The following is a 23,656-nucleotide window of genomic DNA, read 5'->3' on the forward strand; positions in this document are numbered from 1 at the left end:
TGATATGGGGTTACCGAATAGACCGGGGGAGGAAATTTCGCCGTAATTAGACAAATTGCCCTCAATCTTCTAAAGCAGGGAAAATCGAAATAAATTTAGCTTAAAAAGAAAAAGATGCATGGCAACCTTGGGAGCCCAATATCTTGAAAAAATAGTAGAAATTGTATGAGAGTTTTCAATATGCGGTTGCCCTGGGCGTCAGAAAGTGTTTTTTAATAACTAATAATTCCTTAAGAATCGTCGTATATTATGACCGTGATTTTTAATTTGCATGAAGACTGTAAAGTTCGATGAGTTAATAGAGGTTAATTATGAGTAAAGGCCGTACCCAAAAAAATCTGAATGAACGTACCCACTTAATTCAAAGTCAACTAACATCACGTCATAAAAAATTATCGCAACCTATTAAAGCAGCTAAAGAAGGCAGCCTGGACCTCGAAAGTTTAAAGCAATTAAAAATAGAATTAGAAAAACCAGTTAGATTATCAGAAACTTTGTCTATTCAAATAGAAGATTGCTATCCTTCTACAGGTAAATACAAAAGTGCACTACCCAAAGGCTACCAATCAGATATTACTGCCGTCAATAAAGCAATTACTCGAGCTCAAAAATCCATCGAAGAACAGCAACGTAATCTAGAGGGGATGAAAGCAGACATCCTAGCAGGAAAGAGAGAAATTGCTCACACTTTTAATGTCAAAGCTAAAGATGGTATCCAAAAAATAAAAGACATCTGCCAAGCAAATAACATAAAAGAAGTTGGAAAACAGATCGCCGATTTTTTTCATGAAGAACATCGAAATTTGGATTTAGAAGCCATTGGTGATTATTTAAGTGGTCCAGATGCCGAGAATAAAGAAGCATTAGAGGCATTTACAGCTCGGATCAATTTAGCGGGTCAAAAATTTCTACCCGCTTTAAGAAGTTATTTAAAAACCTTCCTATTACCTAAAGAATCGCAAAAGATCGAACGGCTTTTAGAAAGTTTTAGCGAAGCTTATTGTAGGCAAAATCCTCAAGGGAATCTTGCTGATAAAACAGCTGGCTATGTGTTAGCAATGCAAGCCATGTTTATGGCTACTACTTTTCATAACCCCAATGCAGCCCAATTTAAAATGGACTTTAAAAAAGTTAAAGATATCTTAAAGGGCGCTAATAGTGGCGCAGATTATGACGAGAATTTTTTAGAAGACATCTATAATGATATTAAAGCAAATCCTTTTGAATTGAATTTCGTTAAAGCGAGCCCTGGATATGAGTTCAATTCTCCTACTCTCGGCCATGATTCTACTTTTAATCAATTAGATTTATTGTTGCAATCACCTACAAAAGCTCAAGTTATTTTTCCTGGAATAGGTGAGCACGTCAAAGCAACTGCCGATCAACCAAAATCTTGGTTAAGTACTTTGACTGGATATAAAGGGACAATCACTCTAACTAATGAAAATACGCAAGAGATATTAGCTACTCTCCAGGTTTATAGTCCGAGTGTCATTTCCAAATGGATATTTGGAGACACCCATAGGGTAATCATACAACCTGTTTCCCAAAATGGACTAGTCGCTCAAGCGAATATCGATTTAGCAGCCAAAATAGCAGCTAGATTTGAGTTACCAGTCACTCACGTTAAAGCAACCTACCACTATCTAGAAGAGGATTTACAAGCTGCTTATGGGAAAGAGAAAGCACTTATTCCTCCAAAAAATTCATCCCAAAACCGCCATAGCTGGTGGTCATTCACAGCGGAAAAATCAGAAGCTCAACAACCTGAGAAAAACATGTCTCTAGGAAACAACTCCTAGTTAGACCTGGCAACAGTAACCTGATTCTTGGGGGGGAACCCCCATTCCGGCATCGTACTGTTAGGGGTGTTTTGAAATCCCGGGTTACAGCCTTTGGCTTAACCCAGGCTACGCGGAAAGACAAGAGTTCCCACGGTATTTTATGCAACTAAATTTAGTTGCAACATTCTTCAAACTACCAAAGACGCTCATTCTTTTTCAAAAAAAGAAAAGCATAAAAGAGCACGGGAACGTCGTCATAGCGAGCGCTAAAGGTTGGGCGAGGTACCCTACTTACTGAGAGATGGTGCCCACTAACGAGGGGAACCCGACATAAAAGAGGCGCTGCACTTAAAGCTGCAGGTTCCTACTGTGGCAAGGAGTCCAGCTTCGCAGATTTTTTATGGTTTTTTTGTTTTTTAAACATAAAGGAAATTTGTCCCCCACGCTCAAGAATAGCCTCATAAATAGGTTCTATGGTGTTGATGCCGTGTTGAAGCCTCAATGCCTGTAAAATATCATTTGAAGTAATGCGGCAGCACTGGAGGCTTTTTCTCACGTATCTTCCATTTTTAATGATAATCACTTTCTCCCCTTTGATGTACTTTCCAATCCCATGACTTTTATACGTCAAGTAAGCCAGGAAACGATAAACCAAAACAATCAGCATACAGACAATCATCGAAGGTAAGAGGGGAATATTATTCACAATGGCCTCACCGAGTATGGCACCAAGGATGATGTAAATAATAAAATCCAATGGGGAGTGATTCCCATAAAGGCGTGACAGGTTCACCCTGAATAAGATAATCGCATACAAGGTAATGATGAGGCCGCGTATATATAAACCGTAGTCCCCTATTTCGCCGAGCCCAAAGAACTTTTCCATGTTAGAGATCCTTCCTTTATCGTTAATTCTAGCATAGCAACGCACAGCGCCTGTTTGACGGCCGTCTGTTCAACTGCACATTGGGTGATGCTTGGGCGAATCAGATGGGTATGAGGTGAATAGCTCCGATCTTGTGCGTATCGGCAGCAATTGGTTATTGATTGGGCGGTAAGACCTCTTCCCCGCTTTCGCGGAGAAGAGCAAAGGAATGAGAAGGCTTAGTCTAACTCAACATCGGTTTCCGTGTCGGTTTGTGCCAGGAATTTATCTTCGTGATCGATGATGAAACCAGCAAAAATACGGACTAAACGATCATCCAGTTTTTCCGGATAATGTACGCTGACAGTCCAGGTCTTATCGCCCAAATTGCGATTGATTTCAGCAAGTGGATGAGGGTTGTCAGGGGTTTCCAGGATAGCAAAACGGTGGAAATCGGGCGTTGCATAGGCCGCTGCAATCTCTTTGTAATTTCCTTCTTCATCGTATTCATAGATAGTGAATTTTGCGGCTTCAAGCGTTGCAAACTTTCCGCTGATTAAACCAATTTTTACACCGCGGGTATCATAAACATCGATGTCTTTTGCCCAGTGATACAAGATGCCAGGTGACAGCACGCGCGTGATACCAGTCGCTTGCCAGCCATCTTTATTCGATAAGTCATAGTTGTCACGAATACGGAAGGCACTCTTCTTTACTGTTCCGGGGTAGGTATCTTGTTGTGTGGATTTAATCTGGTATTGCTCAGAATATCTATAAACATGTTTTGAAATGGTAAAGGTATAAGGATGATCCTCATGAACGCTTGCCAAGGCTACAGACGACAATATTGCAAATAGAACAAACAGGCACGATCTAAATGATTTTCGCATTTTCTACTACCTTATATTGATTAATAATATTGCAGCAAGCATGAGTCAGGATTCAGTAAATAATCCAAATAATTTACAGAGTTACCTAACTTCAGGCAGCAGTATCATAATGCAAATTGCCAAAAAAGTACTAAGGAAATTTGTAACGGTAGGTATCAGTAAAATTGGTTTCTAGGCTTCCACAGCAACGGCATGCCCTGCACCTGGTTCAGGCTTGGTAATCCACACGATGGGAATGAGAGCCAGGAAGATGAGCGATGAAACCCAGAAAATATCATTTAATCCCAGCGTATCGGATTGTACATCGACGATTCGATTAAACAGTGCATAACTTTGTTGTTGGTCGATACCTAAAACATTCTGGCTCAGATTGATAAAGTCATTAAAGGTTGTTGTGTAGGGTGTTGATTGTTCGGTTAATTGCGAATGATGCACGATCGCGCGATTATTCCAGGTTGTGCTCGCAATGGAGGTGCCAATGGCACCGCAGAATACGCGTGCAAAATTGGATAGGCCTGCAGCCGCCGCGATCTTCTCGGTAGGTAATCCGGCAAGAATAATCAGTGATAGCGGGATAAAGAACATCGCGACAGGAATCCCTTGTAATAAGGTAGGGATCACCAGGGTCCAGGTATCGACATCACTGGTATAAAGCGAGCGTAGATAGAAGACAAGTGCAAAAAGAAGAAAGGCAATGGTTGTGATCACCCGGGCATCGCACCGGGGTAAAATTCTTCCGACAATCGGTGAGCAAATCACCGCAAAAACACCGAGGGGCGCCATCACTAATCCGGCATTGAGCGAGGGATAGGCCAGATCTTGTTGCAGCCATTGCGGTAATAAAACCAGGTTACCAAAAAACACGCCATAACCCACCGCAATAGCGATTGTACCGCCAGTAAAATTGCGGCCGGCAAAGAGGGTAAGATCGATCACCGGATTTTTCTGGGTTAATTCCCAGACGAGAAAATAGCAAAAGCCTACCCCTGCAATAATAGCGAGGATAACGATTTCCGGTGAGTTAAACCAATCGAGATTTTTGCCCTTATCGAGCATGATTTGCAGGGCAGCAACCCAGATGATCAGGAGTGTCAGGCCGATTGTATCAATCGGAAAAATTTTTCTGGCCGTCTCACGATCATGATAAATCCACCAACAGACGACAGCAGCAAACAAGCCGACTGGGATATTGATATAAAAAATCCAGGACCAATCATAGCTCGCCGTTATCCAGCCTCCCAGGGTTGGGCCGGCAATCGGGCCGACGGTCGCAGTCATTCCCCAGAGCGCTAAAGCAATGGAGCTTTTTTCCCTGGGGTAAGAGCCCAGCAAAATAGCTTGCGATAAGGGAATCAAGGGACCTGCAACAAAGCCTTGCAATATTCGGGCAAAAAGTAAAAAAGGTAAATTGGTTGCCAAACCGCAAAGCCAGGAGGTCAGCACAAAGAGTATAATAGCCCCTGTAAACAAACGAACCTGACCAAAACGCAAGGTTAACCATCCCGTTAAAGGGATCGCGATCGCATTAGCCGCTGCAAATACAGTGATAACCCAGGTTCCTTCATCGAGAGAGACACCCAGATTCCCAGCAATGGTGGGAATAGCGACATTGGCGATTGATGAATCAAGGACAATCATAAAGGTAGCAAGGGCAACAGCAATCGTGGCAATGACAAGCTTTGCCCCTTCTAAAGGAGGGAGAGCCGCGTGTTGCGTTTGTTCGCTAGTCATTGGGAAGTTCCCTTTGCCGAACTGGGGGCAGGCTCTTGCTCCTTGGGTGCGAGATTGATGGTTTTGGCTACATTTTCCTGAATGACTTTCAGGGTCTCGATATCGGCTTGCTTCCCTAAATCATCATAAATCGTTGTGGTATACCCAGGTACTTCGGAGGCTTCACTGATGTATTTTCCGCTTTGATCACGAATATTGACGGTGACTAACATGGATAAGCCAATACGCAAGGGATGCGCTTTCAGCTCTTGCGGATCAATCATAATACGAACGGGCAATCGTTGGACGACCTTAATCCAGTTTCCTGTCGCATTTTGAGCGGGCAAGAGCGCGAAGGCACTTCCTGTTCCGGCGGAAAAACCCACAATCCTGCCATGGTATTTGACGGAAGAACCATAGAGCTCTGCGATCAGGGTGGCTCGCTGACCAATACGCATATCCCTGACCTGTTTTTCTTTAAAATTGGCATCAACCCAGACTTGCTCCAAGGGAACAACGGCCATTAATCGGGTGCCTGGGGCGATACGTTGTCCAACCTGCGCCACGCGTCGGGAAATTTCACCAGCGGCGGGTGACCGTATTTCACTGCGCTTATAGGCAATATAAGCTTCCCGGAATCTTGCTGCTGCCAATAAAACACTGGGATGCTGTTGCAGGTTTGTATTTTCGGTTAATGCCCGGTTTGCTAAAAGCGCCGAACGGGCTTGCGTGAGCGAGGCATCCGCGCTTGTCAGGTTGTCTTTCGCATGCGTTAATTCCTCATTCGACACGGCGCCATAGCCTATCGCTGCTTTACGGCGTCCTAAATCTTGATGGGCCTTAGCCAGCGTTGCTTCCTTGTCTTTAATACTGGCAGTTAATCCCTCGTTATTAATAAATAATTGCTGGGTATTGCGTATGGTGGATGCCAGATTGGCTTCGGCCTGTTGCAGTGCAATAAAACTGTCAATCGGATCCAGTTGCACTAAAACCTGACCGGTTTTTACAAACTGGGTGTCGTCCGCTTTTACCGCGATAATCGTACCGCCCACCTGTGAGGTGATGGGGATGACATTGCCATTCACGTAAGCATTATCAGTTTCCACATAAAAACGCCCTACCAGCAACCAGTACAAGCCATAAAGGACCGCTATCAGCAAAAAAACGAGGGTCATTGAGGTAAGAATAACTTTCCGCTTCTGATGCATTTGCTGTTCATCATCGAGCTGGGTAATAACCTGTTCTGACATTAACTCTCCTGCTGTACTTTTTTGCATTTAGCAAATTGGGGCTGCAAAGCCCCCGCCAAGTGCCTTAATGAGTGCTATCTGCAGATTACGGCGACTTGTCACAAGTTGCAAATGTGCTTGTTGTTCGTTCAAATAGCTAAGCTGGGCATCCAGGACCACTAATTGTGAGGCAAGGCCGGTACGGTACTGAACGCGTGCCAAATTATAGGCATGTTCGGCTGCCTGGAGTGCTTCTTTTTGCGGCCTTAATTGTCTGTCAACGGATTGAATGGAGGCGAGCTGCATCGCCACCTCACCCAAGGCGCGATTAAGCGTGCTGTTATACTCAGCGACAGCTTCTTCATAGAGTGCGTATTTGCCGCGAAGTTGAGCCCGCAGGGCACCGGCATCAAAGATAGGTAAACTAAACGCTGCGCCCATAAATCTTACATTGGCAGTGTTCGTTATATCGCTCAGTGCAAACGCCAGGAAGGCTGCGCCGGCGACTAAATTCACATCCGGATAAAATCTCGCCTTTGTGCCTTTTATACCATGACGGCTTGCTTCTACTTTCCAGCGTGCGCCAACAATATCAGGCCGCCGACCCAAAAGGTTTAAGGGCAAATTGTCAGGTAATTGCGGTGTCCTGGTCATTTTTAATCGCGGCTGGGTAATCCCCAATCCCCTATCCGGTCCTCCACCGAGTAAGACACCTAATTGCTGGCGCAAGGTGATGATTTCTCCTTCGGCAGCAATCAGCTGGGTACGTGCTGTCTCTGTGCTGGATCGTGATTGGTAGACTTGCGTTTTGGTATCCAGACCGGTACGTAAACGCACCATAGAAATTTTATTCAACCCCTCGCGTTGAGCAACTGTCCCCTTTAATACGTCACGTAACGCGTAATAGTAGGCCAATTGATTGTAGGTTGACGCTACCGAAGTGGCCAGGGAAAGACTGGCTTCTTGCGCTGCAGCTTCTGCCGCCCTTTCCTGTGAAAGGGCTTCCCTGAGGAAAGCGATATTTTTTCCCCACAGATCCAAATCCTGATTGATATTTAAAAGGAAAGCACGCTGTGTGAAGGTGGCATTATCGATATCGAAAGGAAGGTCGGCTGAGGAAGCAAACCTTACCCGATCAAGGGCGCCACGCGCATTGACTTGCGGATATAAAGCCGCTGCTTTATTAGAGGCCAGCGCTTGGGCTTGCCTGATCCGGGCCCTGGCCACTTCCAAATCGGGATTGCAGGCAATGGCTTCATTAATTAACGTGATCAGTTGCGGGTCGCCAAATTGATTAGCCCAATCAAGTTTAGGCCAATGCCCATGTTGTTTGGGTATACTTTTCCTGGTTTGAAACTGGGTGGGAGGGGCCATTTTTTTATGGCTGTGAATGCCTAGATAATTGACGCAACCCGTCAGGGCGGCCAATAAGAGTATTAGCTCAAAGCATTTTAATAATAATTTGATGTGAGCATTCCCGGAAATCACATTGACCCTATTTATCTGTTGAAAAACGATTTTGGCCCATTCATAACTGCTGAATGCACGTTATTAATCCAAATTCACTATGAGTTAGTTAACTTATCTGGTCAATAGGCGTTTCGCAATAGCAAGGTTAGCTGATCCGGACAAAAAGTACTTGTTTTTGCTTGAAATTTAATCAAAAAAGCGAGCCGATAAAAGTACTGCTACACTAAATAAACACACCTACTGATAAAGGATTATCAATGAGAATAGTCTACTATCTGTTTCTTCTCTTATTTAGCTTTAGTTGTTTGGGACAAACGCGCGAAATTGCCCTGACTATCGATGATTTACCGCTTGTTGCCTCACAAATGAATACACCAGGCAATCAGCAACGCTCCACGGAGCGTTTCAATCGAATTATTCAAGCGCTGACCGAACATAATGTCCCTGCTACAGGCTTTGTGATTGCAGGAGCAATAGGAAAAGGGCAATGGGAATTTCTTGAACAGTTTCGTGCTGCAGGATTTGCGATCGGCAATCATACTTATTCGCATTACAATTTAAATCAAATGAACGCTGAGAAATACATTGCCGATGTAGCACGCGCCGATAAAATTCTTGCTCCCCTGATGACGGAGCCAAAATATTTTCGTTATCCCTATCTGGCAGAAGGCAACAAGAACACGAAGCCCAAGGTTCTTGATTATCTTAATGAACATCATTACACCATTGCGCCGGTCACGATTGATAGCAAGGATTTTGCCTTTAATGAACAGCTTTATCATGTTCCTTATCGCTCGAGAGATGCTTATGTAAAAAAGATGAAGGCGCGTTACCTTGCTTTTATCTGGAAACAAACCCTGAGAGCAGAAAGGTTAGCCAAAGATCCCAATGCAAAACAAATCTTATTAGTGCATGCGAATTTACTGAATAGCTATCTCCTGGGTGATGTTATTCAGATGTATAAAGACAATGGTTATACCTTTATTACCTTAACTGAAGCACTGCAAAATCCTGCGCCAGCCCTCACCATTCCTTCGACTGCAACGACCCCATCGGAGAGTGATATCTTAAAAAAAATTGGCAGTGAGCTTTTTCCCTCACAGCCTGAAAATGGGGCAAATTAAACAGCGTTGAAAAGCGCTGTTTAATGCTGTAGGCAATCAAAGGTTTTCCCGTGCGCAACGACAAATAAACCCTGACAATACCTCAGGGTTTGTCCAGGAGGCCAGGTTTAATTAGACTTGACATTGTCCTCACCAATCATTTTCTCAACCTCTTCTTTCTGCAAAAACGCCAATTCTTTTTGTCCTGTTAACGTCAAATACAAGGCTGTTTTTAGCACGGCATTAAAAGCAGCACCCCAGGTTAGCCAGAATAGAATGAGCAGCAATAAAGCATAGAACAGATAGTCATCGATCATTGCCTGATAGGGCTCGGGGATCCAATAGGGCGACAAATGGATAAGCAGGTAGAGAGGTGATAAATACAAGGCCAGGAGCACCAGGAGATTAACCTGAAACACGGCTGATTTGGACAAATAGTGTTTGGCTTTGTCAAAGGCAAGGCTAGGGGTTAATTGCTCAATCATAATAAAAGGCATGATTAAAAAAGCACAGAGATGCCAGCCAACATCGACTGCTTTAAAAAAGAGCCTGCCGAAATTACCGGCACGCGAGAGGAGTGATAAAAGGAATCCGGCACAGGTAAAAAAAACACCCCAGGAAAGTAATGCATAACGCTGTGACCAACATTGTTGCAATCCTTCTTTAAGGGATACGTCTTTCCCCGATAAGTTAAAATTCGCCATGTATACTAACAGCGCACTACAGAAGGTATTGATACCTACGATTAAAAAAATTAACGTTAGGAAACCGGCGATTTGCAGATACCAATTGTATTGAGCCATATTGGGCAGAAGGTTAAGTTCCGCCCCCAAATAAACACCCCAGCCTAATAACACGAAGCCTGAAAATGTAAAAACAAGCGCAACCAAAGGAATAATAATAAACAGTTTATGAGTTACTGCAAATCGCAGTGTTTGCAGAAATAAACGATTGGAGGCCCTCAGGTTAACAAAAAACATAGTGCCTGATAAAAAAGATCGGTAGATAATAGTATAGACGAAAGCAGCCTCGCCTGATGGTTAGGGCGGATAAGCTAGCCAAGATCCAAAACCATTTAATGGCCTGCATTAACGGGCAAAGTTAACACAGGCGCAGCCTGTGAATTTCCATCCAAGCCCGCAGTTAATGCCGTCAATCTTACTAATAAAGCAAAGGTAATTTTTGAGTTATGATCCGAGGCTCGAATAAAGAACCAATGGCCGTTATAGCGCGTTTTTACAAAGGCATCCAGGGGTTCTTTATTACTGGAGTAAATTCTCATGATACCCTGCAGGAGTGGTTTCCAATCGAAACAGCGCCCTTGCGTGTCCTTCGTTATTTTGACCAGATTCGCTTTGACATCCTCTTCCGGGACTTGCACCGCATGAGACAGAAAGAGCATTATCCCATAAACTGAGCGAAGACGAGCGAAAACAACATTCTTCGCCGGCGCAGTTTTGGCTATGGTAATGAATCCAGCGTGATTCACAGTGGAAGTTGCGATGTCTGTGTCCATAATAGCAATGTCCGGGCTGTTTTGCGGCACCTTGAGAAGGGCTTTAAGGGCTAAGGCATCCCGTGAGTAGGGGCTATTAAAGTGAATAATCAACCCTAACTGCTTTTGATAATTGATCGTTTCAATCCTTACTGTCTTTTCATGCAGCATTTTTTGCAGAAGAGTAATGAAGTGTAGAAATTTTTTGTATTCATAGTGGTCAATGGGTGAAATATCCGTGCTATTAGTCCCGGTGGCAAATGAGGCGTTATTAAGTTCCCCAAGTCGATTGATCACTACGCGCATAATTAACTGGTGATCGTGAATACCCCCATGAAAAAGTAATACCAGCTGCTTAAAATTGATGGGCTGGAGAAGTGAAGCGACAAAGTCTGCACTGTCAATGGGGACATAGGAAATGGTAGGTGAATCGGTATAGCTCACACTGGGCGCTACGGCGACGCCAACCGTAGGTATCGTTGAACCCGTATCTGTTGTGTTTCTGTCAACCGGCCAGTTCACATTCCCTGACAGGGCAGAATTTAAAGAATAGGAGGCTGTAACGCTCGTTACCTTTAAATGGGAGGTAGGTTCCAGATAACGTAAACGGACGAGATTTTTTAATACCTGTGCATTATCCGTTTCACGGACAATATCGTTATAACGTGCCCTGTCGAGATGAATTTGTCTTGGCCCGATGGACGTACATCCAGTTAACAATAAAACACTTAAACCCAGATATCGGAAATACAGGAACAGAGTTCGGTGAATTCGTGGGTAATCCATTACGTTGGTAAATCCCTCTTTGCGCTTGTCTGGCATCATAGCCCAGGATGAAAAAAATTAGCAAGTGCCGATCGGTTACTTGCCGTGACGAAGGAAAATAAGCCCTCCACGATGACGACAGGCGTTGATATTATTTCCAATAATCGAATAGCAAACCCTCTTCTCCAAACAGAGGATCCCTAGCTGGTAATCCTACCTGCTTGATGTTATCGACGACCTGGGGATGTTCTTCCGCTTTGCCATAATTCATGTCGCACTCGACATCAAAAGGATAAGCACCAATGCATTTGAAATCGTTGGTTGAACGCCTGTTTTTATGAGCCACACCGGCAGGCAGAATAATGACATCACCGCGAGCAATCTCATACATTTTACCTTGAGCGCCGCCAATCTGAACCTGGCAATACCCTGCAATCACAACCAATAATTCATGCGTGTTACTATGGTAATGATGGTTTTTATAGATTCCATCAACCCAGGAATTGATCCATTGGTTCTGTCGCAAAAACGCCTGAATGGCCTGCGGTGGTTGGTCAGTAAAAGCAACCATGTTTTTATAAATCAATAAGGGATAGTGAGGGTTGTTAGGGAAATAACCGTTTTTTCTAATTAATTCATAAATCACTTCTTTGGGCTGCGCGAGTTGTCCCTTAGTCATTGCATTTCCTTATTATTGTTCCCGCCAACTGATATCTAATTGTAGTCGCTGTAACGTATCTAAATAATCCGTGAGGGAAATCTGCCCCATACAGGCTGTAGCACCGGATAACCGCTGTTCTTCATCACTTAATCGCTCAGCGAGCAAAATCGCCGGGATACAGGGTATATAGAGGCCATCTCCGTGTTTGGCGTAAATATCAAAGCGTATTTGTTTAACCTGTTGCTGGCGATCCACTCCAGAGAGTTCCATATAAAAACCAGTATTATCATGGCCAAATACATTGAACCAATGAGAGATTTTAAGGAGTGCTACAGCAGATTTATCGAGAGAGGGAAAGAGGTTAAGTCTGACCAGCCAGGACATAAAAAATAGAATTAACTGCAAGGTTCTTAATTCCAAACTCGCCTGAAAGCGAATGGTTTTTAACTGGGGATAACGTTCAGGAAACAAGGCTAAATCAGGGACATCACAATTACCAAGAAAGCGTTTATTCAATTGCCAGAATGGTTTTAATTGCAAATCTTGCCAGCCGTAAATCAGCTGTTGTTTGCCATCAATCAGGCTATAAAAAGGTTTCCCGGCGTAACTTAGAACACCGGCAGTTGTTGCTAATCCCTGATTGGTTAATTGCGCCGTTGCGATGGCATAGTCCACTTTCTCCAGGACTGAAAATTGATCAAGGTAATGGTCGATAACAGCGCTGGTTAATGCGGGTAAGGAGCTTGCGCCACTGCAAATGAAAAGATTTTTCTCCGTTGCTTCCGAGTCCAGTCTAGAGATACCATGCACAAAATCCCGCGAATCAGCCAAATCAATGTAATGACAACCTTGCTCTAGACAGGCTTCGGCAACTCGATAGTCCTGGCCCTGGAAAGGACCAGCAGTATGAATAACAATATCGGGTTGCACTGCTGCAAAGATCGTTGCCAGGTTTTGCGAAATATCGCAGCGAATAGCCTGGGCAGGATGAATCGGCGCCAGGGTTTTAACAAAGACCTGCGCCTTCTCAAGGCGTCGCCCACCAATGATTAATTGGATATTGGGATTCGTACTCAACACCTTTGCAATGTAACGGCCAAAATTGCCGTACCCACCAAGAATGAATACTTTTTTTATTTTCATTTCAATATCTCTGAAAAACGTCTTGCGCCGACGCTTATTTGTGCCCTCACTATAATTAACAAACGTCCAATCTCAAAATGGAAATTTACTCTTTATTTTTTGACCGTAATAATTGACGTCGATGACACGCTGTCTCTTTAATCAGATCTAAAGCCATCGCAGGATTGCTATGCTTCCCGGTCAACCGAAACCGGGCCGGCGTGTATGCGCCATGAATTAACAGGCGGCGAATACCTGGAGGAAAGGAATCAGGATTGGGTGCTATACCCAGGCGCTCAGCCAAGGACAGTGTAAATTGTACTTCGTCGCGATGGGTTGGTGTTTCGGCCATTTCTTTTAGCATCTGCTCGGTTGAAGGCAAGGTATATCGACCGCTAAATACGGCACAAGCCAATTCTGCCTGCAGTTCAGCCAGTGGGAATACCGCCCCACGCGCACCCGGGTACATACCAATAAAAGCAATGCCCTTAAAGTCGGTGGGAAAGGTATCTTCATAAAGGGGGGATTTTAAGCGCAACGCGTCGGGCAGGAAGGATAAATTTCGCTGATAACCGGTGCAAAAAATGACGACGTCAAAATCAAGGCGCTCACCCGTTTCCAGCATGAGACTGGTTTTGTTGAAATGCTTGATATCACCGCGTACAGGTTTCAGTTTACCGAGACGAACCCAATGCAAATACTCCTCTGCAATGACAAAATCGACGGGGGAGTGAGGGTGCATACGCCATTCGGGAAATTCATTTTGCTCAGCGCAATGCTCAAGCATCCGTTGATATTGTTGTTCGTTTGAAAGTACCTCCTGTGCACTCGCATAAGATTTCAAAAGATCTCTCGGCAGCAGAGGGCCATTATTTTTTGGATCGGAGGAGCGGTATCTTTTGATCATCCAACGCTCTTTACGAATTAAATGAGTCACCGAGGTTACTTTTGCCAATTCTTCTGCAATGGAAGTACCACTTAATGAGCCGCCTACCACTAACACCTTTTTATCTTTAAAGGGTTCTGGACCGCGATATTTGGCGCTATGGAGCCAGTTGTCTTTTAATTTCTCCAATCCTTGAAAAGGGGGAATAAAAGGATGCGAAAATTTACTGGTGCAAATCAGGACGGAGTCGAAGGATTCTTCTTGAGTTTGCTTACGATCGGTTTGCCATCGAACAAGCCAGTGTTTATCTTTAGGGATTATTTGAATAATTGGTGAGTTAAATCGAATAGAACGCTCAAGCTTATGATGCTGGGCATAATGACATAAATAGTCATAAACCTCTTGAGTGGTGGGAAAATCACTGGCCTCCTTAGGCCAACTGAAATCAGAAAAGGTTCCTGTATGACGAGAGATATTAACCCTCATGCCTGGCCAGGCAGTACTGGCATCATCAATGCTTCGTTCATCTGGACCCCAAACGCCACCCAGCCGATAGGACATTTCAAAAAGGGTTGGAGCTAATCCCTCTTTAATGGCTGCTACAGCAGAAGTCAGGCCTGATGGACCCGCGCCAATAATAGCTAATTTGTGCATCTTTCTCTGATCCAATACTGAGAAAAACTTATCAAAAGAATCGTTGCTTCGTAGAGAATAGATGATAAGGGTAAACTTGTCTGTTTGCGAATATCATTAGCCTGATTAGTCTATTTCTCGTCAGGGCTCGCCCTTTGTATTTTGTCATTCAGGATAATACTTACTCTCTCCAGCGCCTAACGCTTGTTGGCTTTATGACTAACCTGTCAACTCTTGCCCTGTCGACTCGTTCTCCTTCCGCACCGCCTGAAATTTCCTTCAGCTCTTTATCAGATAATTTATTTAACTTTTTATCGGTGGGTTGTTTGTCTTTTCTCTTTGTCATCGTGGTTCTCCGTATTGGGTACTAAAGAAAATTATAGACCACACGATCAATACTTGCTCACTCCTGCAAGAGGCGAAAGGTTGAACAAAAGCTATACCAACTGTTAAAATCGAGAGATTAATTTTTCATAGATCGCTTTTTTGTAGACATTTTGCATGCCCTTATCACCAATAAATCAACTAAAAGACTCCTTCTTTTACAAAGCTCCCAGGCAGCAAAGCCATTTTGATTTTAGGGCTGATGATTTTAACTTACATCAACTGGATGCAGAGTATTCGTCGATGTATCAGCTCTTTATTTCCAATAAAACCCGTTGGGAACATGACCGTCAAAATGAAATCGTCCTCATGGTAGATGCTTTGTGTGATTTGATGATTCACTATTATGAATCCCATTCTGTGCAAGCGAAGTTAGACGAACTTAAGAAAAAGAAACGTGAAATGACGCTTTTTAGAAACAATAATCCCTTATCCGACAATCAAAATGATAACAATCCGCCCAGCACCTTTCTCTGGAATAAAGCGATCGATAAGTTCCTGGATTTTGCCCGGTCCTTAATTAGTACAGCCAAATTAAATGACCATTTGTCTCATTTAGATGACTATCGTACTTATTGGAATAACTGTCACAATCTTGCACACCATGTCGTGCTGTCGCTGCAACCTGCACTCCCTGATTTTATTCAGAGGATAAACAGGAGAATGGGAAACCATTATAGTCCGGATGATTTCCTCCAAATACTCAATAAGCCCAATAATTTTTTATCCGCCCTCAGTGTGGGAATCTATTCCTTCCGCTTCATGATTAACCTGGTGATGATGTGCAAATATACTCTTCAGGCTCATTTGGGTAACCAATTATCCAGTGAAAAAGTTTTTCAGGATGAGCTGGAACAACGTGGTTTTACCATGCTAAATGACATCGTTTGGGGTACCGTCAATTTATTAATCTATCGCCAGGAAATGTTTCGTTTATCAACAGCAGCGATAGTCAATACCGTTGCTGTTTCATTGGTTTTTAATGTCGCCCTGGTAGTAAGCCATTGGCTATTTGACGCAACAAAGCATCATCACCGGCTTCAGGAATTAGAAAGACAAACAGAAAATCTGCCTGCCGATTCGCAAAAATTAGCAATCATTAAGCGACAAATGGATATATTACAGGATGAATGGGAGGCTCAATCGGCCTATTATGCTTTTAACTTCATCGCGGCCTGCTGTCAGGCCATTGGATTTGGCGTGATTTTCCTGTTGTTTGGCAGTCTTTCCCTGACTTATGTGTTCAGTATGATGTTAGGCTCTGCCTTATACGCCACCGCCAATGAATTCAAACAGTGTGCCCAAGCCAACCTCGCTGTACAACGGGAGTTATTAAATGGTCAACAGGCCAATGATCCAACACACCGGAAACTACTGACTGAATTAACCGTAGAGCGCCATAACGCCAATGCCAATTTCTGGAAAAATCTAATTTATAATACAGCCGGGCCGACTTTTATCGTCACTGTCGCAGCCATATCCTGGCCCGCTGCTTTACTCATTACAGCAGCCTACATGGCTTATCAATCAACGCATACCAATCAACAAACGCGTTCTGAAGCCCATCAGGATAAATCTGGCATTTATCGTCTATTTACTCCCCTGCCTAAGGCTGACAATCATGACAGATTGAGAAATGAAGTACCCCTACAACAGTATGGCGCTTATTAAAATCCCATTTCTGACGCTTCGAAGGATAAGACATGCCGATCAATCACGATGAGTGACGATGCTACAATGTTTAATTTGTCATTTGCTTGGGGTTTCACACAGGGCTTGCAGAATATCAAGAAAAGGTTTGGTCGCTGCACCAAGGCGGCCATCCTTGAGGATATCTAACTCCCGTGCCGTAATGGAATTATTATTAATCCCATCCAGTATATCGATCACTTTGTTTGCTGTACAAATCTTGTCTTCAGCATTAAAGCGTGATTTCCACCACATCAATTTATATCTGAGTTTTAACGGATCAGGATTTGGATTGGTTTCGTCGTAGTTAACTTCTGCATTTGAAACACTCTCAGCCTCTTCCGCCCTTGCTTTGATGTAGCATTGCAAAACGTATTTGAGCCTATCCGCAGGAGCCGCAGACTCGGCAGGTTTCGTATAGGTTGTTGCAATTGCTGCGGAACAGATTTGTTTAAACGCTTGCTCCGGACTCAAGTTTTCTTCCTCACCCCCTGCCTGAGGAAATGGCAACTCATTGACGGGGCCTCCCCCTCTTTTGAATTGACTTAATTCGTCTACTTCCTCCTGATGAAGCTCTCCTTCTGGATGGTGTATAGCTAACTCCCTAAGAGGGGGATACTCGGAATAGTAAGGATAATAAATAGTCTTCCAGGGAGACTGAGTGAAATCATGTAATTTTTCCGGCTCCCTATTTAATTCGAAAACAATATCCAGGGTGGGATCACAGATAACCCTATCCTCATCACTCCCCAAACTGACTACAATATGCCTGCTGCCATTGACCCCAAGGACAGCCAGATTTATTTCTGCAAGTTGTTGGGGGTAATTGTTCTGGATATAGTGGAAGGCCAGTGTGGCAAATTCGCCACACTGGCCTATTCCTTTTTCTAAAACAAAGAGTTCAAGGGCGTGCCTTCTAATTGACTGACCGCGTTCAGAGTGTTCGTCCACCCCTTTATACTTACAAAAAGCTTCCCATAACTTATCCGCTTGGGCTCGCATATCAGCAACGTTTTGCTCATAAAGCGCTGGAGAGTTTTCTTCCAGTTGATCGCCGCCAGGTGTATCGCCTTGCTTTATATGTTCCCTGGCATGTGCGCAGGCATCTCGCGCGATGTTCAGAAGCTCAGAGTTATTCATAGAGAAAAATAGGGCAATTGATTGATCATTATATACGATGTATCCACTCTTTGCTGGCTCCTGAAAAGTCCCTCTTTTTGTTTAAAGTCATCGCCAGACCGGATCAAACTCTTTCTGAAGCCAATAAAAACCGGGCCTTTATCACCGATTTACTTCCCCTGCCTAAGGCCAAAATCATGGTGGCGTTCCTTTACAATGGTGCGACGCTTGTTAAAATCGAGGTTCTGACGCACGAGTTAGGAATAGGACATGCCGATCAATCATGATGAATTTCGATGCTACAAAGAAATCGAACTCAGTGAGCAGGGGAAACTGCAATTCTTTTTAAATAAACACAGCACTAAAGAGGGAACCTGGGGTCTTTTGCAACTAAGGGAGGGTGAAATCGATTTTATTTTCCTTAATGGCGCAGAAGAAGAATTAGCCCGGCATCGACTTAATCAGCAGGAACCCCAATTATTAATACCACCGGCTTCCTGGCATAAAATTATCCCCCTCAGTGACAATTGGCGTGCATCACTCCAGTTTTACTGCAAGCCGCAGCGCTATTTTTATAAAAAATATGGTCTTCCTGAGATCCATAGTGATTTATTGCAGGTGTACCAGACCTATCTTCACCAGCAAGAAAAAATGGCCGTGCTGGATGTAGGATGTGGCTCCGGGAGGAATCCCTTATTTTTAGCCTCATTAGGGCATTCCGTGACGGGCATGGACATCAATGAAACCGCCATGCAGCAAATAACCGAGATAGCCCAGAAAGAAGGGCTGACAACTATTCAAACGATTATCCAGGACTTCAATTTGCCATTAAATCCCGGCCATCAAGCCTATGATTTTGTCTACTCAACGGTTACCTTGCAATTTTTAAATGCGAAACGCATCCCGGCTTTGTTAACTGAACTCCAACAAATGACCGCGCCTCAAGGCTTTCATTTCCTGGTTTTTCCAATCAAGGCAGAGCCCTATCTTTACCCTTCATCGTTTACTTTTTTGGCAGAAAAAGACGAGCTGTATCATTTTTACCAGGACTGTGGCTGGTCAATTCTGGAGTACAAAGAAACGGTAGGCAACCTTCATAAACTGGATGAGCATGGTAAACCTATCCAGGGATTATTTGGTTTCTTATTTGCGCAAAAACTGAGATAACAACGGATTAAATCAGAAAGAGGCAAACGAATCAGGAAAAGCCAAAGCGTTGCTTTGGCTGTCTCGCAAAAATAAGCGATCGTCAGGTTATCAATCTGAATAAGGCAATCAATTTATTTTAACCACTTAATCAGTCGTAACCCTGGCAGGCATGCTACGTGCCCGAGCCAATTTTGGAAAAAATGGCCGCAATTTAATGAAGAAATCATAAGCCATTAATAGTGCACCAAGCGCAAAGACCACATCCCCGGGAAGGCGTAACCATTGCCATAACAAGGTGGTATTGTAAAACTCAAGACTTCTTGCGTGGGCAAGCCCATTTTCATAAACATCCATCAATTGAGCCCAACCAATGGGGAAGAAATTTAAAAAAATCCATAAAACCAGACCCGCATTATAAAGCCAGAATGCCCATACCCCTAAACGGTCACTCCAGATCAGTTGATTCCCTGCAGCATAACGGAGGCAAAAATAAATTAACCCCAGTGCGAGTAAACCAAATGCGCCGAATAAGGCGGTGTGGGCATGATTCAGGCTAAGGAAGGTGCCGTGCTCATAAAAATTGACCAGCGGGGCATTGAGTGTCCCGCCGCCGAATACCCCTGCTCCGACAAAATTCCAAAAAGCCGCGCCCAGAATATAAAGATAAGCCAATTTATAAGTAAAATTACCCTGTTTCCTGATGCGTTGATAATCCTCAATCGCATCAATAATTAACAGGACGAGAGGCAATACTTCAATAAATGAAAACATGGTTCCCAACGGTATCCAGATATCCGGTGTACCCGTCCAATACCAATGGTGTCCTGTACCAATAACGCCACCCAGAAAAATCAGGATTGATTCAAGAAGGACAATACGCTCCGCTAACCGTCTGGAAACTAATCCGGTACCCATTAAAAGATAGGCCGTGGCGCAGGCGGTAAAAAATTCAAAGGACTGCTCTACCCAAAGATGCACAACCCACCAACGCCAAAAATCAGTGATGGTGAAGGATTTTTCAATGCCCGTTAAAGGGATCATACCAAAACAATACAGTACAGCGACGTTGATTGTGCTTGCCCAGAAAAGATGTTCCAGGCGGATTCGACCAGTCCAGAACTCCACGGTGGCTGTTTTTAGTTGCTCCCATGTCGGCCACATGCCCCTGAAAACAATAAAACTCCAGAGGAACAGGCCGATACAAAAGCCGATTTGCCAGAGCCTACCCAGTTGAATATAGGACAAGCCCTGATTACCCAACCAAAACCAGACAGGATTTACATAGCCCATAATGCCAAGATAATTGCCAAGAATCGCTCCACCAACCACAAATAGCGTGACCCAAAACAGCAAATCGACTAAAAACCCCTGTCCTTTGGCTTCCTTGCCGCTAATGATGGGCGCGAGAAATATAGCCGCGCTAATCCAGGAAAGCCCTATCCAGATAATGGGTGTTTGCGTATGGACATCACGCAGGAAATTGAATGGCAAAAAGGCATTAATAGAGAGGCCATAAAACCCGTCTCGTTCGGTATAGTAATGCGCCATGATCGCACCAACCAGGATTTGGGCTAATAGAAAAAGGGCAACTACAGCAAAATACTGGCCTAACTTTCGCTGACTGTCTGTAAGCGGTTTAAATCCTAAAAGGACAGGGCTCATGACGCCCGTATCCAATTCGCTTAAATAACGATGATAGACATAAAGCACCGCCCCAAAACCAAGGAATACAAAGCAAAAAGAAATCCAGGTCCAGTAGAAGGTTGCGGAGGTGGGGAGATTGCCCAGGGTGGGCTCATGCGGCCAGTTATTCGTATAGGAATAATTTTTCCCAGGTCGGTGGGCAATGGTTGTCAGCGAGGAATAAATTAAAAAACTGGCCGTTTGTAACGCGCTTTGATTGTCCAGACTATAGGCGCGGGTGTAACCCGTTTCAAAATTATGGTTAAGAAGTGCCTGCGATATATCGACTTGCAATTGCCTGACAGCCTTTACAACAGGGGGTAATAAAATGGCTGTGCTTTGATCGAGTCTTATTTCATGCAAAAGTTGCTGCATCTTGTTACGAGTAACGTATTGGTCTCCCTCTGATAAATTGGCAAAGGATTTTCCAAAATCAGTTTGAGCGATGTTTTCTTCAATTAATCGTCCAAGTTGCACAAGGTATTTCGCAGTGAAATCCTCACCGAAATACGAGCCCATACCATATAGGCTACCGTAATCCATCAGATCAGCACGCTGAAAACCCGCTTTGCCCGCAATGATATCGTCGGCAGTAATGATAGTCTCGCCGGATTCACTGATAAATTTCGTCGGTAATGGCGGGGCTAGTTGATAAGTCTTGACCGTACCCCATATCAGGATCATAAAGCAGATGATTGCAGTTATCAGAAGAATCCATTTTAAAACGGCGGCGACTTTATCAGTTTCTATGTTGTCTTTTATTTCCGATGAAAAAATAGTACTCATTATGCGTTCCCTGCAATGTTGCTAATTACCTAAATTATCCGAAGGAACTAAGTATATAGAATTTAACACCCTTGAAAAGCTGGTCTAGGAAGATTCCGTTTTAAGTCGTGGGCAACCTATGTGCCCCTGGCTGATTTTATTGAACAAATTAGGCTTCTTTAGAAGCCACTTCCTATTGAACCAGCTTTTTTATTGAAAATAAAAAGGCACTTAGGTATCATGCCGGCCTCAACTGAAGTACCCGTTGTACCTCAGAAATATGGAAAAAGGTTTTATACGTTCAACTCATGGATAAACGGTGGAAAATTCTACAATACCCCAACCTACCCGGGTATTGTTGGTTGTTTTTCCAAGTCAATTAAAGGGTGAATCCAAAGTTGCATGTCAGAGTAAGAACAAAATACAAACCTCAAATATCATTACTCTCTAATTGAGAGTGGCTCAGGAAGACAAATTATCCATATTTTAAAGGGAAGCTAATCGGTAACCGTTTCCTGGTGATGCGTTAAAAGGATAACAGAATGTTAGAGTATTTTTCTGAAATAGAAATTGCCCATTTAAGAGAGCTCAAAGCAAGTCTTTCGCTAAAACCCAAAGACTATTTTTTCCATCGCATCGAGAATTTTGATGAGTTTAGGCAAATTAATGCCCAAATGTGGTTATGGCAGTGGCGTTATTTGTATTCCGGACTTACTCTGGTTGTTGAGACTTTTAAGGAACTGGGTAACGCACTTTATTCCTTGCTCACCCTCGATTTTTCCGTAGCAGGAGAGCATTTCTATAAGACACCAAAGGCAGCCTTGGCAGCACTTGCAAAACTCACGTTGGATATTGGCTTACTTTGTTTACACCTGACCCGTTTAACTACTCTTCTCATCGCTACTTTTTTTCCGCAACTAACCTGGTTGAGCCTCACTGCTGCTTCATATGCGATGACTTTTTTGTCTTATCCCGTGCTGGGTACTCCTGGCTTGGTGATTGGGTTAGGGGCTTATACTCTGTGCGCCTCCCTTTTTATTCAGTCAGTTACTCATGAAGGACCCAAAAAAAACAAACGCCAACCGAACAGGCTTAAGGAGCTTGAAGATTATAATAATCTGCTTGAACAAGTTATTTCAGACAAACAAGAGATTCGTGAGGTTCTATGGGCTGTTAATGAGATGCCGCTTCCCAAATTACCTGAGTTAGATAAATCTTCTGGCAAGCAACAACGCTTTTTTTCAGATCCTGCTAAATTACAAAAGGAAATTCGGTTACTAAAAGGAGCATCTGAGACAACATTAGAAATAAAAGAGCGTCTTGCGCAACTTTTTTCAGCCCTTGAATCTTACCCTGATTTTTGTTCTAAGCTCGCTATCTCTGATCCTCATTATATAAGTCAAATGCACAAAGAAACCTCTGAGCATCATGCCACAGTATTGGAACTGGCTAAAGAAGTTGTTGGGCAATTTGAAAATCTAAGACATCAACGAATGCAAATATCTGAAAGCCACAATACCGAGTCAAGTCTTTCTTACAAATAATTTGTTAACTATCAATATATTAAAAATTAATAATAGAGTGGCATATGAAAATTAAATCAATACTAACAGGTACAGCATTGTCTGTAGGTACGGGAGGCCTGATTGCCAAGGGAGCTGCTGTCCTTCTTCATATAACTTTCCCCGCTGCTGCAACTTTGGGGTTAATAGTTGCAGGAGCATGTCAAATAAATAATTTAGTAGGGCTCATTAATGGCGAAAATGATGCGAAAGAGGAGTTCAAAGAAACCGAAGATTCGCGGAATGAAAAATTGGCTGAGAGGATGCTTAAAGTAGTAAAAGATGGGGAAAATAGTGAGAAGCAGAAGTCGTTAGAAAATGAAGGGCAACCTCAATATGACAGTCTTAACATGAAATTTGATAATCTTTTCAAGGAACACAATACTAGAATAACTAATCTCGAAGACCATGTACATGAAAATCAGGCCAGATTAAATCCAGGAACATCCAGGGTCGACGATTCCCCAAGCCCGACTGGAGGTGACCTTTCCAAGCCAGAGAAAGTCGAACATCAATCTCCGGGACTCCCCACAATAGACTCTCAAGACAATTCAGCCAAGGCACTCACTCAACATGGCTTTTATGCAAGTTCAAATCAGAGCAATTTTAATCCCTCACCACAGGTAGCTGCCTCAGATACCTCAATGTCTCAAAGGAAAAAGCGCGTAGAGATCAGAATCTAACGTTAGTGC

20 protein-coding genes are annotated in these 23,656 nt (G+C 43.5%); 7 read left to right on the forward strand and 13 right to left on the reverse strand.

From position 1 onward, the window contains the following. Window positions 1–311 precede the first annotated feature (311 nt). A complete protein-coding gene (ralF, locus tag DYC89_RS14900) occupies window positions 312–1,802 on the forward strand; it encodes a T4SS guanine nucleotide exchange effector RalF (protein WP_115222499.1) in 1,491 nt (496 codons plus the stop codon). 346 nt (window positions 1,803–2,148) lie between these two features. On the opposite strand, the gene DYC89_RS14905 is transcribed toward ralF, so the two are convergent. From DYC89_RS14905 to DYC89_RS14925, 5 genes are all read right to left on the reverse strand, one after another. After that, entirely contained in the window at window positions 2,149–2,670 is a 522-nt protein-coding gene (locus tag DYC89_RS14905) for a DUF421 domain-containing protein (protein ID WP_115222500.1), read from the reverse strand. A gap of 218 nt (window positions 2,671–2,888) precedes the next feature. Next, window positions 2,889–3,539, reverse strand: coding sequence for a hypothetical protein (locus DYC89_RS14910; protein ID WP_115222501.1), 651 nt, complete (start codon window positions 3,537–3,539; stop codon window positions 2,889–2,891). Window positions 3,540–3,710: 171 nt separating this feature from the next. After that, entirely contained in the window at window positions 3,711–5,270 is a 1,560-nt protein-coding gene (locus DYC89_RS14915; RefSeq protein WP_115222502.1) for a DHA2 family efflux MFS transporter permease subunit, read from the reverse strand. Beyond that, the gene (locus DYC89_RS14920; protein WP_245954033.1) at window positions 5,267–6,499 is read right to left on the reverse strand and encodes an HlyD family efflux transporter periplasmic adaptor subunit; all 1,233 of its coding nucleotides are present in this window, start codon (window positions 6,497–6,499) and stop codon (window positions 5,267–5,269) included. Before DYC89_RS14920 ends, DYC89_RS14915 begins: the two co-directional genes overlap by 4 nt. 27 nt (window positions 6,500–6,526) lie before the next feature. Further along, window positions 6,527–7,966 carry an efflux transporter outer membrane subunit gene (locus tag DYC89_RS14925; RefSeq protein WP_181879427.1) on the reverse strand — a complete coding sequence of 480 codons (1,440 nt, stop codon included), beginning with the start codon at window positions 7,964–7,966 and terminating at the stop codon, window positions 6,527–6,529. Between the two features lie 239 nt (window positions 7,967–8,205). On the opposite strand from DYC89_RS14925, the gene DYC89_RS14930 reads away from it, so the two are divergent. Next, window positions 8,206–9,072, forward strand: a complete 867-nt coding sequence (locus DYC89_RS14930; RefSeq protein ID WP_115222504.1) for a polysaccharide deacetylase family protein — start codon at window positions 8,206–8,208, stop codon at window positions 9,070–9,072. Window positions 9,073–9,179: 107 nt separating this feature from the next. On the opposite strand, the gene DYC89_RS14935 is transcribed toward DYC89_RS14930, so the two are convergent. The 6 genes from DYC89_RS14935 to DYC89_RS14960 form a co-directional block, all read right to left on the reverse strand. Beyond that, window positions 9,180–10,031, reverse strand: coding sequence for a DUF6159 family protein (locus tag DYC89_RS14935; protein ID WP_115222505.1), 852 nt, complete (start codon window positions 10,029–10,031; stop codon window positions 9,180–9,182). A gap of 95 nt (window positions 10,032–10,126) precedes the next feature. Next, complete coding sequence (locus tag DYC89_RS14940; protein ID WP_115222506.1) at window positions 10,127–11,332, reverse strand: hypothetical protein; 1,206 nt, start codon at window positions 11,330–11,332, stop codon at window positions 10,127–10,129. 130 nt (window positions 11,333–11,462) lie between these two features. After that, window positions 11,463–11,990, reverse strand: coding sequence for a cupin domain-containing protein (locus DYC89_RS14945; protein ID WP_115222507.1), 528 nt, complete (start codon window positions 11,988–11,990; stop codon window positions 11,463–11,465). A 12-nt stretch (window positions 11,991–12,002) separates the two neighbouring features. Continuing rightward, entirely contained in the window at window positions 12,003–13,115 is a 1,113-nt protein-coding gene (locus DYC89_RS14950) for a saccharopine dehydrogenase family protein (protein WP_115222508.1), read from the reverse strand. 85 nt (window positions 13,116–13,200) lie between these two features. Then, on the reverse strand, window positions 13,201–14,634 hold the full coding sequence (locus DYC89_RS14955; RefSeq protein ID WP_115222509.1) for a flavin-containing monooxygenase: 1,434 nt from the start codon (window positions 14,632–14,634) through the stop codon (window positions 13,201–13,203). A gap of 160 nt (window positions 14,635–14,794) precedes the next feature. Beyond that, complete coding sequence (locus DYC89_RS14960; RefSeq protein ID WP_115222510.1) at window positions 14,795–14,959, reverse strand: bacteriocin; 165 nt, start codon at window positions 14,957–14,959, stop codon at window positions 14,795–14,797. A 155-nt stretch (window positions 14,960–15,114) separates the two neighbouring features. On the opposite strand from DYC89_RS14960, the gene DYC89_RS14965 reads away from it, so the two are divergent. Next, entirely contained in the window at window positions 15,115–16,668 is a 1,554-nt protein-coding gene (locus tag DYC89_RS14965) for a hypothetical protein (protein ID WP_115222511.1), read from the forward strand. A gap of 78 nt (window positions 16,669–16,746) precedes the next feature. On the opposite strand, the gene DYC89_RS14970 is transcribed toward DYC89_RS14965, so the two are convergent. Then, complete coding sequence (locus DYC89_RS14970; protein ID WP_115222512.1) at window positions 16,747–17,826, reverse strand: hypothetical protein; 1,080 nt, start codon at window positions 17,824–17,826, stop codon at window positions 16,747–16,749. Between the two features lie 50 nt (window positions 17,827–17,876). Here DYC89_RS14970 and DYC89_RS14975 point away from each other — a divergent pair, with 50 nt between their 5' ends. Both DYC89_RS14975 and tehB read left to right on the forward strand, forming a co-directional pair. After that, a complete protein-coding gene (locus DYC89_RS14975) occupies window positions 17,877–18,092 on the forward strand; it encodes a hypothetical protein (RefSeq protein ID WP_115222513.1) in 216 nt (71 codons plus the stop codon). Next, window positions 18,076–18,972, forward strand: coding sequence for an SAM-dependent methyltransferase TehB (gene tehB, locus DYC89_RS14980; protein WP_115222514.1), 897 nt, complete (start codon window positions 18,076–18,078; stop codon window positions 18,970–18,972). The genes DYC89_RS14975 and tehB overlap by 17 nt, the downstream gene beginning before the upstream one ends. Window positions 18,973–19,098: 126 nt before the next feature. Here tehB and DYC89_RS14985 read toward each other — a convergent pair whose 3' ends face one another. Beyond that, window positions 19,099–21,423 carry a nitric-oxide reductase large subunit gene (locus tag DYC89_RS14985; protein WP_115222515.1) on the reverse strand — a complete coding sequence of 775 codons (2,325 nt, stop codon included), beginning with the start codon at window positions 21,421–21,423 and terminating at the stop codon, window positions 19,099–19,101. A gap of 521 nt (window positions 21,424–21,944) precedes the next feature. On the opposite strand from DYC89_RS14985, the gene DYC89_RS14990 reads away from it, so the two are divergent. Beyond that, complete coding sequence (locus DYC89_RS14990) at window positions 21,945–22,946, forward strand: hypothetical protein (protein ID WP_115222516.1); 1,002 nt, start codon at window positions 21,945–21,947, stop codon at window positions 22,944–22,946. A 44-nt stretch (window positions 22,947–22,990) separates the two neighbouring features. Beyond that, window positions 22,991–23,647, forward strand: coding sequence for a hypothetical protein (locus DYC89_RS14995; RefSeq protein WP_115222517.1), 657 nt, complete (start codon window positions 22,991–22,993; stop codon window positions 23,645–23,647). The last annotated feature ends 9 nt before the right edge of the window (window positions 23,648–23,656 follow it).

The organism is Legionella donaldsonii (genome assembly GCF_900452385.1).
Classification (GTDB): domain Bacteria; phylum Pseudomonadota; class Gammaproteobacteria; order Legionellales; family Legionellaceae; genus Tatlockia; species Tatlockia donaldsonii.